The organism is Bradyrhizobium sp., assembly GCF_030654605.1.
In the GTDB taxonomy this organism is placed as follows: Bacteria; Pseudomonadota; Alphaproteobacteria; order Rhizobiales; family Xanthobacteraceae; genus Bradyrhizobium.
The window spans coordinates 16459-33245 of sequence record NZ_JAURXB010000051.1 but is presented as its reverse complement, the minus strand read 5'-3'; the positions used below and the strand labels follow the sequence as shown (position 1 = coordinate 33245).

The 16787-nt window shown below is 64.6% G+C and carries 12 protein-coding genes; 2 read left to right on the top strand and 10 right to left on the bottom strand.

Translation table 11 applies throughout. The features are described from left to right. Positions 1-10: 10 nt before the first annotated feature. The 7 genes from Q7U29_RS04455 to Q7U29_RS04425 form a co-directional block, all read right to left on the bottom strand. The gene (locus Q7U29_RS04455) at positions 11-1987 is read right to left on the bottom strand and encodes an acetyl-CoA carboxylase biotin carboxylase subunit (protein ID WP_370691695.1); all 1977 of its coding nucleotides are present in this window, start codon (positions 1985-1987) and stop codon (positions 11-13) included. Next, complete coding sequence (locus Q7U29_RS04450) at positions 1984-3600, bottom strand: acyl-CoA carboxylase subunit beta (RefSeq protein ID WP_304738949.1); 1617 nt, start codon at positions 3598-3600, stop codon at positions 1984-1986. The genes Q7U29_RS04455 and Q7U29_RS04450 overlap by 4 nt, the downstream gene beginning before the upstream one ends. Beyond that, entirely contained in the window at positions 3600-5201 is a 1602-nt protein-coding gene (locus tag Q7U29_RS04445; RefSeq protein ID WP_304738947.1) for an AMP-binding protein, read from the bottom strand. Before Q7U29_RS04445 ends, Q7U29_RS04450 begins: the two co-directional genes overlap by 1 nt. 158 nt (positions 5202-5359) lie before the next feature. Beyond that, positions 5360-6226 carry a 3-keto-5-aminohexanoate cleavage protein gene (locus Q7U29_RS04440; protein ID WP_304738945.1) on the bottom strand — a complete coding sequence of 289 codons (867 nt, stop codon included), beginning with the start codon at positions 6224-6226 and terminating at the stop codon, positions 5360-5362. Between the two features lie 125 nt (positions 6227-6351). Further along, complete coding sequence (locus Q7U29_RS04435; RefSeq protein ID WP_304738943.1) at positions 6352-7173, bottom strand: AraC family transcriptional regulator; 822 nt, start codon at positions 7171-7173, stop codon at positions 6352-6354. Positions 7174-7420: 247 nt separating this feature from the next. Next, a complete protein-coding gene (locus Q7U29_RS04430; RefSeq protein ID WP_304738942.1) occupies positions 7421-8071 on the bottom strand; it encodes a glutathione S-transferase family protein in 651 nt (216 codons plus the stop codon). An 85-nt stretch (positions 8072-8156) separates the two neighbouring features. Continuing rightward, the gene (locus Q7U29_RS04425) at positions 8157-9374 is read right to left on the bottom strand and encodes an ABC transporter substrate-binding protein (RefSeq protein WP_304738941.1); all 1218 of its coding nucleotides are present in this window, start codon (positions 9372-9374) and stop codon (positions 8157-8159) included. 171 nt (positions 9375-9545) lie between these two features. Between Q7U29_RS04425 and Q7U29_RS04420 the strand changes: the two genes are divergently transcribed. After that, on the top strand, positions 9546-10757 hold the full coding sequence (locus Q7U29_RS04420) for an acyl-CoA dehydrogenase family protein (protein ID WP_304738940.1): 1212 nt from the start codon (positions 9546-9548) through the stop codon (positions 10755-10757). Between the two features lie 179 nt (positions 10758-10936). Here Q7U29_RS04420 and Q7U29_RS04415 read toward each other — a convergent pair whose 3' ends face one another. From Q7U29_RS04415 to Q7U29_RS04405, 3 genes are all read right to left on the bottom strand, one after another. After that, positions 10937-12157 carry an acyl-CoA dehydrogenase family protein gene (locus Q7U29_RS04415; protein ID WP_304738938.1) on the bottom strand — a complete coding sequence of 407 codons (1221 nt, stop codon included), beginning with the start codon at positions 12155-12157 and terminating at the stop codon, positions 10937-10939. A gap of 201 nt (positions 12158-12358) precedes the next feature. Further along, a complete protein-coding gene (locus tag Q7U29_RS04410) occupies positions 12359-13516 on the bottom strand; it encodes an acyl-CoA dehydrogenase family protein (protein ID WP_304738935.1) in 1158 nt (385 codons plus the stop codon). A gap of 195 nt (positions 13517-13711) precedes the next feature. Next, complete coding sequence (locus Q7U29_RS04405) at positions 13712-14848, bottom strand: acyl-CoA dehydrogenase family protein (RefSeq protein WP_304738932.1); 1137 nt, start codon at positions 14846-14848, stop codon at positions 13712-13714. Between the two features lie 353 nt (positions 14849-15201). Here Q7U29_RS04405 and Q7U29_RS04400 point away from each other — a divergent pair, with 353 nt between their 5' ends. Then, the gene (locus Q7U29_RS04400) at positions 15202-16746 is read left to right on the top strand and encodes a long-chain fatty acid--CoA ligase (RefSeq protein ID WP_304738982.1); all 1545 of its coding nucleotides are present in this window, start codon (positions 15202-15204) and stop codon (positions 16744-16746) included. Positions 16747-16787 lie beyond the last annotated feature (41 nt).

Genomic DNA, 16787 nt, shown 5'->3' with positions numbered 1-16787 from the left:
ACGGGGATTTCTATTTTGCCGCCTCGATCTCCACCACGATCTTCCCCGTCGTCACCTGCTCGCCTTCCGCGACATTGATCGCCGAAATCGTGCCCGCGATCCCTGCCGTATGCACATGCTCCATCTTCATCGCTTCCAGCGTCATCACGGGCTGGCCCGCTTCGACCTTGTCGCCAGGCTTGACCAGCAACGCCACGACGCGGCCGTTCATCGCGGCGCGGACCTTGCCGTCGCCGCCGTTTGCCGCTGCCGTGGCAGGCGCTGCCCGGGTCAGGTCGCGGACTGCGATCGTTATGCCGCGGTGCAGGACAAACAGCCGGTCGCCGTCGCGCAGGAATCTGGCGGATTCCATCAGGCCATTGCTGCTGAAACGAATGCTGTCGCCGTCGAGCGCGTGGATTTCGATCCGGTAGGCCGTATTTTCGACGGTGGCGAGATAGCCGCCGTCGCGCTCGCGGCCGACTTCGAGCTCATGGATGCCGTGATCGAGTTCGACGCGGGCCGGCACCGGAAAGGTCGACGCCAGCGTCCGGCCACTGCGCCACGGCGGCGCAAAGGGATCGGTGACATAGAGCAGCACCGCCGCCAGCGCCGCCTCCGAAGCCGCATCCGCGCGCGGCGCCAGCAGCGCATCGCGGTGCTGGCCGATGAACGCCGTGGTCGCTTCGCCCGCTGCAAAGGCCGGATGCGCCAGACAGGCGGCGAGGAACGCCTGATTGGTGGTGACGCCGAATGCGGCGGTCTGTTCGAGGCCGTGAATGAGCTGGCGTCGCGCCGCATCGCGGCTTTCGCCATGGCTGATCAGTTTGGCAATCATCGAATCGTAGAATGGCGGAATCCCGGAGCCCGATTGCAGCGCGTGCTCGACGCGGATCTCGCCGGGCATCTGCCACAGCGCCATCCGGCCGGACTGCGGCATGAAGTCCTGGCCGGCATCTTCCGAACATAGCCGCACCTCGATGGCATGGCCGGAGAATTCTATCGCGTCCTGCTTCAGCCCGAGCGGCTCGCCGCCGGCCACCCGCAGCTGCAGTTCGACCAGATCGAGCCCGGTGATCGCCTCGGTGACGGGATGCTCGACCTGCAGCCGCGTGTTCATCTCCATGAAGTAGAATTCGCCGCTACGATCGAGCAGGAACTCGAGCGTGCCGGCGCCCTCGTACCCGATCGATTTGACGGCAGCGACCGCGACCGCGCCCATCCGCGCCCGCAACTCCGGCGACACCGCCGGTGACGGCGCTTCCTCGATCAGTTTCTGGTGCCGGCGCTGCACCGAGCAGTCGCGCTCGCCGAGATGGATGGCGTTGCCGTGGCGGTCGCCGAACACCTGGATTTCGAGGTGGCGGGGATCGGCAATGGCGCGCTCCAGGATCACCGTGGGATCGCCGAACGCGCCCTGCGCCTCGGATCGCGCGCTGCGCAGCGCATCCGGAAACGCCGCCGCATCCACGACCAGCCGCATGCCGCGTCCGCCGCCGCCGGCGACCGCCTTGATCATCACGGGAAAGCCTGTTCTGCCGGCCTCGGCCAGCATGACGGCATCGCTCTGGTCGGCGCCCTGATAGCCGGGCACGCAGGGCACGCCGGCCGCCAGCATGATTTCCTTGGCACCGGCCTTGTTGCCCATCGCCTTGATGGATTCGGGCGACGGCCCGATGAACACCAGGCCGGCATCGCGGCACGCCTGCGCGAAATCCTCGTTCTCGGCGAGAAAGCCGTAGCCGGGATGCACGGCATCGGCGCCACTGGCCTCGGCCGCCGCGATGATGGCTTCGATATTCAGGTAGGATTGCGAGGGCAGCGCCTCGCCGAGGCGGATGGCTTCGTCGGCTTCCCGCACATGCAAGGCATCGCGGTCGGCGTCGGAATAGACCGCGACCACGCCGTAGCCGAGGCGGCGCGCGGTGCGCATGATCCGCAATGCGATCTCGCCGCGATTGGCGATCAGGATTTTCGAGAACGGCGTCGGCTTCATCTGCACCTTCATGGCCGCGCCACCGAGAACTGCATGGCTTGCGGACTGCGCGCCTCGGCCTCCCGGCAGATCGCCAGCACTTCCGCCAGCACGCTGCGGGTATCGCGCGGGTCGATCACGCCGTCGTCGAGCACGCGCGCACTGGTCGAGAACACGTCCATCTGGCCGTCGAACACGCCGGTGATCTGCGCCTTCATGGCGTCGATCTTTTCTTTCTCGATCGGCTTGCCGCGTCTGGCGGCGGCGGCTTCGGTAACGATGGCCATGGTTTCGGCGGCCTGCTCGCCGCCCATCACGGCGGTCCTGGCATTGGGCCAGGAGAAGCAGAAGCGCGGATGGAAGCCGCGGCCGCACATGCCGTAATTGCCGGCGCCGAACGAGGCGCCGCAATAGATCGTGATCTGCGGCACGGTGGCGCTGGTGACGGCCTGGATCATTTTCGAGCCGTGCTTGATCATGCCGGCTTCTTCATAGGCTCGACCTACCATGTAGCCTGTGGTGTTGTTGAGATAGAGCAGCGGCGTGCGCGACTGGCAGCAGGCCTGGATGAAATGCGTCGCCTTGTTGGCGCCGGGAACGTCGAGCGGGCCGTTGTTGGTGATGATGCCGATCGCATGGCCTTCGATGCGGGCGTGGCCGCACACCGTGGCCGGGCCATAATTGGCGCCGAATTCGGTGAAATCGGAATCGTCGATGAAGCGGGCGATGGCCTGGCGCATGTCGACCGGCCGCTTGTGATCCATCGGCATGATGCCGAGCAGCTCCTCGGGATCATGCCGCGGTGGGCGGTGCGAAGCCTTGTCGGCTTCCGGCCGGTCCCACTGCAGATTGCCCATGATATCGCGCGCGATCCGCAGCGCGTCGCGGTCGTCCTCGGCGAGATAGTCGCCGAGGCCGGAAATGCTGGTGTGCATCTCGGCGCCGCCGAGTTCCTCTTCGGTGGCGATTTCCCCGGTCGCGGCCTTCAAGAGCGGCGGCCCGGCCAGGAAGGCGCGGGTGCGGCCCCGCACCATCACGATGTAGTCGGACAATCCGGTCTGGTAGGCGCCGCCGGCGGTGGACGAGCCGTGCGTCACCGTCACCACCGGAAGGCCGGCGGCCGACAAGCGCGCCAAATTTCGAAAAATGTTGCCGCCGCGGATAAAATCCTCGACGCGGTAGCGCAGCAGATTGGCGCCGGCGCTTTCGACCAGCTGCACATAGGGCAGCTTGTTCTCCAGCGCCATTTCCTGCACCCGCAGCGTCTTGTCGAGGCCGTAAGGCTGCAGCGCGCCGGCGTCGATGCCGGAATCATTGGCCGAGACCATGCAGCGGATGCCGGCCACGAAACCGATGCCGGCGATCAGCCCGCCGCCGGGAACGCTCTTGCCGGCGTCGGGCACGTCGAACATGTAGCCGGCCAGGGTCGAGAGCTCGATGAACGGCGTGCCGGGATCCAGCACCAGCGCCACCCGTTCGCGCGGCAGCAATTGCCCGCGCTTGTGAAACCGGTCCTTGGCGGCGGCCGATGCGGCGCGCGCCCGCTCCTCCAGGCCACGCATGCGCGCAATCAGCGCCAGCATGCCGTCGCGGTTGGCCTGAAAGGCCGCGCTACCAGGGGCGATGGTCGATTCAATGACAGCCACTACGCGTGCTCTTTCGTAAAATGCCCGGCAAAGGCCTGGCGCAGTTCGACCTTGCGCAGCTTGCCGGTCGCCGTCATCGGCATTTCGTCGACGATCCTGACGAATTTCGGCACCTGGAAGCCGCCGAGATGTTTTCGGCAATGCTCCGATATTTCGGCCTCGTCGGCGACCGCGCCCGGCTTCAATTTGACGAAGGCCGACACTGCCTCGCCCCATTGCGGATGCGGCAGGCCGACCACGGCGGCGTTCTGCACGGAGGGATGCGCCAGCAGCGTCTCCTCGATCTTGACGGAGGCGACATTCTCGCCGCCGGACTTGATCATGTCCTTCTTGCGGTCGAGGAACAGCACTTCGCCATGCTCGTCGATCAAGGCGAGATCGCCGGTATGGTGCCAGCCGAATTTTCTGGCCTCTTCGGTCGCCTTCGGATCCTTGTAATAGCCCATCATGACGTTGGGGCCGCGATGCACCAGCTCGCCGGCCTGCCCGCGTGGCAGCAGCTTGCCGTCGTCGTCCATGATCGCGGTCTCGTTGACGATCAGCGACTCGCCCCAGTAATTGCCGAAGCGTTCAAGCTGCCGGTCCGGCTGCGACATCGTGGTGGCCGGATACATTTCGGTCTGGCCGCTCGTCAGCACGAAATTGGGACACATGTCGGCCATCGCCCGCTCCAGCAGCGGGCGGCTCATCGGCGCCATGGTGTAGATGCAGGCCTTCAGGCCGGAGAGGTCGTACTCCCGCCGGCGGGGGTGATCGAGGATCGCCTGGTACATCAGCGACAGCCCGACGAACACGGTGAGCTTGTCGCGCACGATCGCTTCCATGCAGACCACGGGGTCGAAGCCGCGCATCAACGCCATGCGGCCGCCGACCGAGAGATAGCTCAGCAGCAGCACATGGCCGGCGCAGTGGAACAGCGGAAACTGCCCGGTGATGCCGTCATTGCGGTCGAGATGCATCTCGATGGCGTTGCTCATGACCGCCATGACGACGGCGAGATGGCAATGCATCGCGCCCTTCGGGCGCGAGGTGGTGCCCGAGGTATAGATAATCATCGCGAGATCGCGATCGTCGAAATCGATATCGGGCTCAATCCCGGACTGGCCCTTGATCAGATCGTTGAATTCTTCAAGTCCGGCCGCAGCTGCCTTGCCGGTGAGATCGACCGCGATCAGGTCGATGCCGCGCTTTTGCAGCGCCGCGCGGCGATCCGGCTGGGCATGCAGATTGTCGTCGATCAACGCGAAGCGCACCTCGGCGTGATCCAGGATGTAGTCCATGTCGGCGGGGCCGAGCATGGTGTTGATGGGCACCCAGACGAGGCCCGCGCGATGAATGCCGAACAGCGCTTTGACGAACTCGACCGAATTGTTGCAGATGGTCGAAATCTTCTCGCCGGGCTTCAGGCCGCGCGCGACCAGGTAATTGGCAAACCGGTTGGCGTCGCGCTCGAGCTCGGTAAACGTCACGCGCCGCGCGCCATCGGTGACGGCGACCCGGTCCGGAAACCGCGCCGCCGCTTTCTTCAGGAGATCGCCGATCGCCACCCGGCCGATGCGACCGGGGCCGGGTACGCCGCCGGTAGCTGCAAGATTGGTCATTCGGTTTACTCCCTCATTTCGTCATTGCGAGGAGCGCTCTTGTCCGCCGAAGCCCGCCTTCGAGCGAAGGCGGATGCGACGAAGCAATCCATTCTTCTTTTGCGTGGCGAGATGGATTGCTTCGCTTCGCTCGCAATGATGGCTAGACGTAGTCTAGCCTAACGCCCGATCCCGAAAATCTGCCGCGCTTCCGCGGGGCTCGCGATCTCGCGGCCGGCGTTGCGCGCGCAGGTCGCGATGCCTTCGATCAATTGTCCGTTCGACGTCACCTTGGTGCCATCGCCGAGATAAAAGGTATCCTCCAGCCCGGTGCGTAAATGTCCTCCGAGATCGGCGCAGCGCTGGTGCAGCGGCCAGATTTCGGCGCGCCCGATCGCAGTGACCTGCCAGTTCGCGTCCGGCAATTTCAGCTTCAGCAGGATCGGCAGCAATTCCGGATCGGCCGGCATGCCCGACGCCACGCCCATCACGAAGTTGTATTCCAGCGGTCCGGCATACATTCCGGTCTGCCGGTACATCCCGACGCAGCGCACGATGCCGACGTCGAAGCATTCGAACTCGGGAATCGTGTTGGCGACCTTCATGACATCGAGATAATCCTGCACCTTCTCGACCGCGTTATCGAACATCATCGGCGGCCAGGCCCAGGTATTGTCGGCCTTCACTTTCAGATAATTCAGCGAGCCGGCATTGCAGGCCGCCATCTCGGGTTTGGTCTCGCGCACGCAATCGAGCGCGCCCTGATAATTTGGCCCGGAGGTTCCGGTCGTGTGGTTGATGATGACGCCGGGGCAGGCCTCGCGGATCGCCTGCTGGATCTCGCGCGACACGGCGACTTCCCAGGACGGCAGATGTCCCTTGCCCGGCGCCTGCTGGCGCAGATGGATATGCATCACGCTGGCGCCGGCGTTGAACGCGGCCCTGGCTTCGCGCGCCATTTCCTCCGGGGTGACCGGCACGTGATGCTGCTTCGGGTCGGTCAACACGCCGTTCAGCGCGCAGGTGATGACAGCCTTGTCGCTCATGGAATAGCCTTTGGATCAGCCTTCGATCGGTTCGGGTCGCTGGGACGCGCGCGCCCAATGTTCGCGGCGGATCATGCGGCCCGCTTCATCCGGCTTCTTGCGTCAATGCGCTATTGCAGGTTCCGTCAGGCCCGCCCCTGGCGCAAGCCGGCGGAGGGCATGCCGGGTTCGCTGCGGTAGATCGCGAGATCCCGCGAGCCTGAGAAAATCGCGCGCGGCTTCAGTCCATAGAACCGGCGGATCGAATGGCTGAAATGGGTGGAGTCGGGATAGCCGATATCCTGCGCCAGATGCGCGAGGTTGAGGTCCTGGTTGGCGAAGTGCAGCAGATGCCGTGCGCGTTTCCAGGCCCGGAAGGCCCGGAACGAGATGCCGGTCTCCTGCTTGAACAGATGCAGGAAGCGCGACGAGGAAAGCCCGGCCTCCGCAGCACAGCTCGCGGCCGTCACCGGATCGCCGCAGAACCGGCCGATCTGCGCAATCGATTTGATGACGCGCGGATCGAGCGAACGCGGCGGCAGCGCTTCGCCGAAGCACATGGCGTCGAATTCGGCGTTGCTGATGTCGTCGCCATGCTGCCGCTGCTGCAACGCACGATAGGCGGCGCGGATGCGTTGCGCAAAGAACGGAGCATCGGCTCCCGCAAGCCGCGCGGCGAGTTGTTCGAAGGCGCCTTCGCGGACGCTTTCCGGCTCGATGACGAGGCAGATCGCCGAGCGATGGTCGCTGGCGATGGTATGACGCACATCGGGCGCCACCACGGCCAATTCGCCGTAGCTTTCGTAACCCGTGGCGGTGGTCAGCCAGAGGCCCGCCTCGACCGAGACATAGACATGAAACGCACCCGGGCAGCGTTGCCGCGGACGGCCGAGCAGGCCGGCGTAAAACACCCGCTCCGGCGTAATCAGCATCAGGTGGCCGGATTCCCGGCGCGCGCTGTCATTCATTTCCGTCCCCTCCCGGGAGCAGGTCTGCTTCTTGCCGCCTGTGCGGGCTCTCTGGCGGAGCAGGCGGCAGAATACAGAAATCGCGGCGGATGTCACCGCGATAAAGTTCGGAAAATGCTCGGGATTCAACCCAAGCTCGTCATGCCCGGGCTTGACCCGGGCATCCACGACTTTGGCGCTGCGAGAAAGAAAGACGTGGATGGCCGGGTCAAGCCCGGCCATCACGAATTTCGCTAGAGGGGGCTATTCAGCTCCGCCGCGCGACCTTCTGCTGGTCGCCCGCCAGCGTTTCGGCGGCGACCGCCCGCTGGTAGCCGTCGCGGGCCTGCAGGCGTTGCCAATAGGCTGCGACGTTGGGCCCAAAATCCCTGGAAAGCCCGATGTTTTCCGCCAGCCGCAGCGCGTAGCCGATCGCGATATCGGCGGCGGTGAAGCGCCCGGCAACCAGCGTCTCCGCGTTGGCGGTGGCGGCCTCGACCGCCCGCAGCCGGCCCAAAAACCATTTGGCGTAATCGCCAGCCACCTGCGGATTGCGCCGTTCCTCGGGCTCGAGCTGGGCGTAGCGGAGCACCAGCGTTTGCGGAAAGGTCAGCGTCGCGTCACTAAAGTACATCCAGTTCAGGAACGCGCCATAGGCCGGCTCATCGACGGCGACCACCAGCGGCGTCGGCCCGTGCCTGGTGCCGAGATAGTGACAGATGCCCGTGGACTCCGTCATTTTGGTATCGCCGTCGATCATGAACGGAATGGTGCCGAGCGGGTTGATCGCGAGGTATTCCTTGGCGAACACCCGCGGCGGGAACGGCAGCATTTTCAGCTCGTAGGGCAGCCCCATCTCTTCCAGCATCCACACCGGCCGGAACGAGCGCGCGGCGTGGCAATGATAGAGCGTGATCATCCGGCGCTTCCTTTTCCTGATTCAACCCAGTTTGGAGCGCCGGTGCGCCATTCGCAACGATATCTTTGTGCTTCGGACTGCGCGATCAGAGATTCGCGCCCTCGATGATGCTGCCGAAGCGGGCATAGCCCTTGCCGTCCCAGCGCTGCAGCTGCATCTGGCGCAGCGGATGATGGTTGGTCGGGCTGGTGTTGACGCGGACGCCCGGCAACAGCGTCGGGACCTCGAGGTTTTTCAGGTTGTTGGCCTGCGCCATGATGCTGGCGCGGGAGAAATTGCCGTTGCACTGCTCCAGCAATTTACGCAGCACCGAGGTGACCGTGTAGCCATAGGCATTGAGGAACTCCTTCGGATTCCCGTCGCCATAATATTTCGCCATGAAGGCAAAATAGTCCTTCATCCCGGCGTCGTCAGCCCATGCCGGGTCCGAGGGGTCCTTGATGTAGGTCGAGGTGATCAGGCCGAGCGCGCGTTCCGGCCCGACCGGCATGATCGTCGAGGACACCGACGAGGCGCCGCTGGTGACGAAATGCATTGGCTTCCAGTCCAGCTCGAACACCTTGCGGATCGCTTGTGCCGCGAACCGCGCGGTGACGCCGGAAATCAGCACGTCGGCGCCGCTGGCGCGCAGGGTGACGATCTGCGAATCGACCGTGGGATCGGTGACTTCGTAGGACACCGCCTTGACCCGGGCTTCGTATTGCGCGCCGAGCACGTCCTTCAGGCCGGCGACAAAATCCTTGCCGAGATCGTCGTTCTGGTACAGCAGCGCGAATTTCGCATCGGCCTTCTGGCTGAGCGCATATTTGGCGAAGACCTGGGCTTCGGTGCGCGAACTCGGCGCAAACCCCATGGTCCAGGGATAGGTCTGGTAGTCGCCCCATTTGTCGCCGTTCACCGACAGGAACAGATGCGGCACCTTGTTCGCATTGATGTATTTGACCACGGCCGAATTCGGCGACGTCCCCAGCATCGAGAACAGGAAAGCGACATTGTCGCTTTCGATCAGCTTGCGGGTTTGCTCGACGGTCTTGGCCGGATTGAAGGCGTCGTCATAAAAGATGAAATTGATCCTGCGGCCGGCGATGCCGCCCTGCTCGTTGATCATCTTGAAATAGGCATCGGAGCAGCGCGCGATGGTGCCCAATGCCGAGACCGGGCCGCTCAGCGACGTGGTGCATCCGATCTTGATCTCGGTGGCGGTGACGCCGGGGGTCTCCTGGGCGCGGGCGGGGCCGGCAAGTGCTGCAACACCGGCCGCGGCGGAGCCGGCCAGCAGGGAACGGCGGTTGAGCGATGTCATGTTTTTCTCCAGGTTACGTCGAACCCTTGGCGTGCGAACTTGCGCAGGCGTTGGATTCAATCTGGAAGAAACGAGCGCCGGCATCTTGCGTTTACGCGCTGATCAGCTAGTCGACACAAGACGGTGCGCCGGCAAGACGCAAGCTCACCGCAACGGGGAAAGGCCAGGCCGATGGATTTTGAACACAGTGCGAGAGCGATCGAGCTGCAGGGAAAACTGTCGGCGTTCATGGCGAGCCACGTCTATCCGGTCGAAGGCCTCTATCAGGAGCAGGTCGAGAACGGCCATCGCCATCACCGGCCGCCGATCCTGGAAGAGCTGAAGCGCCGCGCCCGCGCCGAGGGCCTTTGGAATCTGTTCCTGCCCGGCGATCATGGCGCAGGGATCGGCAATCTCGACTACGCGCCGCTGGCCGAGATCATGGGACGCGTCTCGTGGTCGTCTGAAATCTTCAATTGTTCGGCGCCCGATACCGGCAACATGGAAGTGCTCACGCTGTACGGCACGCCGGAACAGAAGAAGCGCTGGCTCGAACCGCTGCTGGCGGGCGAAATCCGCTCCGCCTTCTCGATGACCGAGCCCGAAGTGGCCTCCAGCGACGCCACCAACATCCAGTGCAGCATCCACCGCGACGGCGGCGACTATGTCATCAACGGCCGCAAATGGTTCACCTCGGGCGCGATGAGCGAGGATTGCAGGATCCTGATCGTGATGGGCAAGACCGACCCTGATAATCCCAACAAGCATTTGCAGCAATCGATGGTGCTGGTGCCCCGGGAAACGCCGGGGGTTCGCATCGTGCGCGACATGCGCGTGTTCGGTTATGACGACGCGCCGGTCGGCCATCCCGAGATTGTCTATGACAGCGTCCGGGTGCCCGCGGAAAACATCCTGCTCGGCGAAGGCCGCGGCTTTGAAATCGCGCAGGGCCGGCTCGGGCCCGGCCGCATTCATCACTGCATGCGTCTGATCGGCTGCGCGCAGCGCGCGCTGGAACTGATGTGCGCCCGCGCGCAATCCCGCGTCGCCTTCGGCAAGGCGCTCGGCGAACAGGGATCGGTGCGCGAGGATATCGCAAATTCCTGGTGCGAGATCGAACAGGCGCGGCTGTTGACACTGCGCGCCGCCGAAAAGATGGACCGCGAGGGCAACAAGTCCGCGCGCGACATGATTGCCGCCGCGAAAGTCGTGGTGCCCAGCATGGCCGCCCGCGTCATCGACCGCGCCATCCAGATCCACGGCGCCGCCGGCGTCTCGCAGGATACTTTTTTGGCCGAAGCCTACATGTACGCCCGCTTCATGCGGCTCGGCGACGGGCCGGACCAGGTGCACCTGGCGCAGCTCGGGCGGGGGCTGCTGAGGCGATATGGGACGGCGGGGTAAGCCGCGAAAGCGACCAACTCTATCGTCGTCCCTGCGAACGCAGGGACCCATACGCCGTGGCTTCACGATGAAGCTCGGTGTGAGAGACCTTCTGCGACAACGAGCGCCGGTGGTTATGGGTCCCTGCGTTCGCAGGGACGCCGTTGAGAGAGGACGGCCACACTCGTGCAGCGTATGTCCTACACCTGCTTCACATTATTATGCTTCCGCAATTCCAGCCGCGCGATCTGGTTGCGATGAACTTCGTCCGGCCCATCCGCCAGACGCAACAGCCGCGCCGTGGCATAGGCCGCGGCAAGGCCAAAATCGTTGCTGGTGCCAGCGCCGCCATGGGCCTGGATCGCCCAGTCGATCACCTGGCAGGCCATGTTCGGCACCGCGACCTTGATCATGGCGATTTCGGCCTTGGCCTCGCGGTTGCCGACGGTGTCCATCATGTGCGCGGCATGCAGGGTCAGCAGCCGCGACTGTTCGATCATGATGCGGGATTCCGCGATGCGCTCCTGCGTCACGGTCTGCTCCGACACCGGCTTGCCGAAGGCGACGCGGCTTCGGGTCCGCACGCACATCTTCTCCAGCGTCCGTTCGGCGAGACCAATCAGCCGCATGCAGTGATGGATGCGGCCGGGGCCGAGCCGGCCCTGCGCGATCTCGAAACCGCGGCCCTCGCCGAGCAGCATGTTGGTGGCGGGCACCCGGACATTGTCGAACACCACTTCCGAGGCGCGGTCCGGCACGCCGTAAAACCCGAACACCGGAATCGGCCTCAAGACCTTGACGCCCGGCGTGTCCATCGGCACCAGGATCATCGATTGCTGGCGATGCCGGTCCGGATTATCCGGATCGGTCTTGCCCATGAAGATGCAGATCCTGCAGCGCGGGTCGGTGGCATTGGTGGTGTACCATTTGCGGCCGTTGATGACGTAGTCGTCGCCGTCGCGCCGAATCGAGCTCTCGATATTGGTGGCATCGCTGGAGGCCACCGCCGGTTCGGTCATGGCGAAGCAGGAGCGGATCTCGCCCGCCAGCAACGGCTTCAGCCAGCGCTCCTGATGCGCCCGCGTGCCGTAGCGCGCCAGCACTTCCATGTTGCCGGTGTCGGGCGCCGAGCAGTTGAACAGCTCGGGCGCCAGATGCGCCCGTCCCATCACCTCGCAGAGCGGCGCATATTCGAGGTTGGTGAGGCCGGCGCCGTGTTCGCTCTGCGGCAGGAACAGGTTCCAGAGCCCCGCCTCCCGCGCCTTCGGCTTCAGTTCCTCGACCACGGGATAGACCTTCCACGGCCCGAGCTCCTCGGCTTCCCTGTAGAAGCGGTCTTCGTTCGGATAGACGTGACGGTCCATGAACGATTGCAGGCGATGTTTCAGTTCGCTAACCTTCGGGCTTTGCTCATAGAACATGATCGGTTTCCATTCATGGCTCGGGAATGTCTTTCACCCTCCCCTGGAGGGGGAGGGTCGACGCGCGTGTAACGCGCGGCGGGGTGGGGTGAAAGTCTATCGTTTCGAACGGTGCGCGAGTTGATAGACCGTCACCCCACCCCGTCTCGCATCTGACGATGCGAGACGACCCTCCCCCTCCAGGGGAGGGTAAGAAGTTATCTACTTCTTCGCGCCGGGCAGCGTGCCCATCATCTTGCACAGCACCGACAGCATCACCTCGTCGGCGCCGCCGCCGATCGAGGTCAGGCGGCTGTCGCGATAGGCGCGGCTGACATGGGTCTCGTTCATGAAGCCCATGCCGCCCCAGAACTGCAGGCAGGCGTCGGTCAATTCCCGGCCGAGCCGGCCGGCTTTCAGCTTGGCCATGGTGGCGAGCCTGGTGACGTCCTCGCCGGCGATCAGGGCTTCGGCCGCGCGATAGGTCAGCGCGCGCAATAGTTCGACCTCGGTCTGCATTTCCGCCAGCTTGAAATGAACGGTCTGGTTGTCGAGAATGCTCTGGCCGAAGGCCTTGCGGCTTCGGGTATATTCGATGGTCTCGGCGATGATGAGTTCATGCGCCTTGAGGCAGGCCGCCGCGGCCCACAGCCGCTCCTCCTGGAACTGGACCATCTGGTAGGTGAAGCCCATGCCTTCCTCGCCGATGCGGTTGCGCTTCGGCACCCGGACATTGTCGAAAAAAATCTGTGCGGTGTCGGACGAACGCATGCCCATCTTGTCGAGCTTGCGGGCGACCTGGACGCCCTTGCTCTTCATCGGTACGCAGATCAGCGACTTGTTGCGGTGGACCGGCCCGTCGCCGGTGTTGGCCAAAAGGCATATCCAGTCGGCCTTGACGCCGTTGGTGATCCACATCTTGCCGCCATTGATGACGTAGTCGTCGCCGTCGGAACGCGCGCTGGTCTTGATCGACGCCACGTCGGAGCCGGCGCCGGGTTCTGACACGCCGATGCAGGCCACTGCATCTCCCGATATCGCCGGCGCCAGGAATTCGCGGCGTACCTCATCCGAGCCGAACCGCGCCAGCGCCGGCGTTGCCATGTCGGTCTGTACCCCGATCGCCATCGGCACCCCGCCGCAATGGATCGCGCCGAGTTCTTCTGCCATCATCAGGGCATAGCTGTAATCGAGCCCCTGGCCGCCGAACTCGACGGGCTTGTTGAGCCCGAGAAAGCCGAGGCTGCCGAGCTTCTTGAACAACTCATGCGACGGGAACTGCTCGGCCTTCTCCCATTCATCGACGAAGGGATTGATTTCGGTCGCGATGAACTTTTGCAGCGTGCTGCGGGCGTCGTCGTGTTCTGCGGTGAATAGCATTTTTCCAATCCATTCTCGTCATTCCGGACGCTCGTCTTCTTCACCCCTTCCCCCGCGAGCGCAGCGAGTGGTGGGGAGGGGTCGGGGATGGGGGGCGCTTCCGCAAATTCACTGGCAATCGTGTGCGCTGATAGACCCCCCACCCCCGACCCCTCCCCGCCACGCGCAAGGGCGCGTGGGAGGAGGGGAGAAGATTCACAACCCCATCTGCCTGCTCGCCAGATCCTTCATGATTTCCTCGCTGCCGCCGCCGATGGCGTTGACCTTGACCTCGCGGTAGATGCGCTCGACCTTGATGCCGCGCATGAAGCCGGCGCCGCCGAAAATCTGTACCGCCTCGGAGGCGCAGAACGCCATGGTCTGCGTGGCCTGGTTCTTCCGCATGCAGAGCTCGGCGACCGGGCTTTCGCCATGATCGAGCCGCCACGCCAGCATTTCCAGCATCGCCTGGGACGCTGCCACCTTCTGCGCCATGTCGACCAGCTTGTGCCGGATCACCTGATGCTGCGCCAGCGGCTTTCCAAACGTGTGGCGCTGCTTGGCGTAGGCGGTCGCCTCGTCGAGGCAGACCCGCGCCGCCGCGGTGCAGCCGGCCGCCATGGTCAGCCGTTCGCTGTTGAAATTATGCATGATGATCTTGAAGCCCGCGCCCTCCTCGCCGAGCAGGTTGCCGGCTGGAACGCGGCATTCGTCGAAATGCAGCGTCGCGGTATCCGAGGCCCACCAGCCCATCTTCTTGAGACTCGTTCGCGACAGCCCGGGCGTGTCGCCTTCGATCACCAGCAGGCTGACGCCGCCGGGGCCGGCACCGCCGGTCCGCACCGCCGTGGTGATGTAATCCGCGCGCATGCCCGACGTGATAAACGTCTTCTCGCCGTTGACGACATAATGGTCACCGTCGCGCCGCGCGGTGGTGCGCAGGTTGGCGACGTCGGAGCCGCCGCTCGGCTCGGTGATCGCCAGCGCCGAAATCTTCCTGCCCGAGAGAATTTCCGGCAGCACCCGCGCCTTGAATTCCGGCGTGCCGGCGCGCGCGATCGGCGGCGCGCCGATCGAATTGCTCTTCAGGCTGGCGGAAACCCCGCCGGCGCCGGCCCGCGCCAGTTCCTGGACCGCGACGATCCACATGAAATTGTCGACCTGGGTGCCGCCATATTCCTCGGGAAAGCCGAGGCCCAACAGCCCGATCGCGGCGGCCTTCTCGTAAAGCTCGCGCGGAAACCCGCCCGCCTCGTCCCATTCGTGGGCGAAGGGTTCGATTTCCTTCTCGACAAAGCGGCGCACCACGTCGCGATAGGCTTCGTGTTCGGCGGTGTAGAATGGGCTCGCCATCCGCTTCGCTCCTGATTCTTGTTGCGGCGCAGGATGCGCCGGAAACCGGCAGGCTAACTTGCGTCGAGTGGCTGGCTGTCCGCTGCACGCCGACACTGATGTTGAAGTAAACTCTCTCATCCGTCGTCCCTGCGAACGCAGGGACCCATAATCCCGGTCGTCTGTTGTTGCAGAAGGTGTCTCACACCTGCTGTTCCACGACGGGCCGCGGCGTATGGGTCCCTGCGTTCGCAGGGACGACGTTGAGAGAGTGGTGGCCACACCCTACCCCAGCCACTCGACGCAAGACAACAATGCGATACGCTCGCCAATTCATCACGCGGCCCAAGACCGCGATAGCCCTGGAGGAAGCCTTGCCGGTTCGCCATTACGACTGGATCGCCCATTTCGGCCGCCGCACGCCGGACAAGCCGGCGGTGGTCGATCTCGGCAGCGGGCGCACCTTCACTTACGCGCAATTCGACCGCCGGATTTCGCGGCTGGCCGCGCATCTGCGCGACCGGCTGAACGTCAAGCGCGGCGACCGGGTCGCGGTGCTGGCGTTGAACACGACGGATACGCTGGAGGTGCAGTTCGCCTGCGGCCGGATCGGCGCGGTGTTCCTGCCGCTCAACACCCGCCTCACGGTGCCCGAACTGCACTACATCGTCGGCGACGCAGCCCCCGTGCTGATGATCCACGATTCCGAGCTGGCCGATGTCGCGCTATCCGTTGCCAAACTGTGCGGCGTGCCATCCACCCTGCTGCTGGGCCCGGCCGGTTCCTACGAGGCCGCTATCGCGGCGGCGCCGCCGCTCGACCGGGCAGAAATCGTCACGCTCGATGACATGTCGACGATCATGTACACCTCGGGCACCACGGGCCAGCCCAAGGGCGCCATCATCACCCACGGCATGACGTTCTGGAATTGCGTCAATCTCGGCGGACCCTCCTATATCTCGCCATCGACGGTGCTGCTCACCGTGCTGCCGCTGTTCCATACCGGCGGACTCAATTGCTACACCAATCCGGTGCTGCATGCCGGTGGCACCGTGCTGATCATGCGCGCGTTCGACCCGGGCGCGGCGCTGCAGCTGATCAGCGATCCCGCGCGCGGCATCAACCAGTTCTTCGGCGTGCCGTCGATCTACCAGTTCATGGCGCAGCATCCGGCCTTCGCGGGCGCGGACTTCAGCCGCCTCGCGATCGGCGGCGTCGGCGGCGCGCCGATGCCGGTGCCGCTGCTGAAGGTATGGGAGGCACGCGGCGTCGCGCTGCAGCAGGGCTATGGCATGACCGAGACCAGCCCCGCGGTACTGACGCTCGACAAGGAAGACGCGGTGCGCAAGGCCGGCTCGTCCGGCAAGCCGGTGCTGCATACCGAGGTGCGGATCGTGCGGCCCGACGGGTCGGACGCCGGCGTCTGCGAACTCGGCGAATTATGGGTCAAGGGGCCGAACATCACGCCGGGCTACTGGAACCGGCCGGACGCCAACGCGTCGTCATTCACCGACGGCTGGCTGCATACCGGCGACGCCGCGCGGATCGACGACGAGGGGTTCTACTACATCGTCGACCGCTGGAAGGACATGTACATTTCAGGCGGCGAGAACGTCTACCCGGCCGAGGTCGAGAACGTGCTGCACCAGCTCACCGCGATCGCCGAAGCCGCCGTGATCGGCATTCCCAGCGAGCAATGGGGCGAGACCGGCATGGCGATCGTCGCGATCAAGCCGGGCCAAGCCGTCACCGAGGCGGAGATTCACGCGCATTGCGAGGCCAACCTCGCGCGCTTCAAGCGTCCGCGCCTGATCAAATTCGTCGACGCGCTGCCGCGCAACGCCACCGGCAAGATCCACAAGCCGACGCTGCGGAAGGATTTTGGCGCGGAGAAGGTGACGGATGGGGTCGGGACGTAAGGAACAAGCGAAAATACCTCACTCCGTCGTCCCGGCCTTGA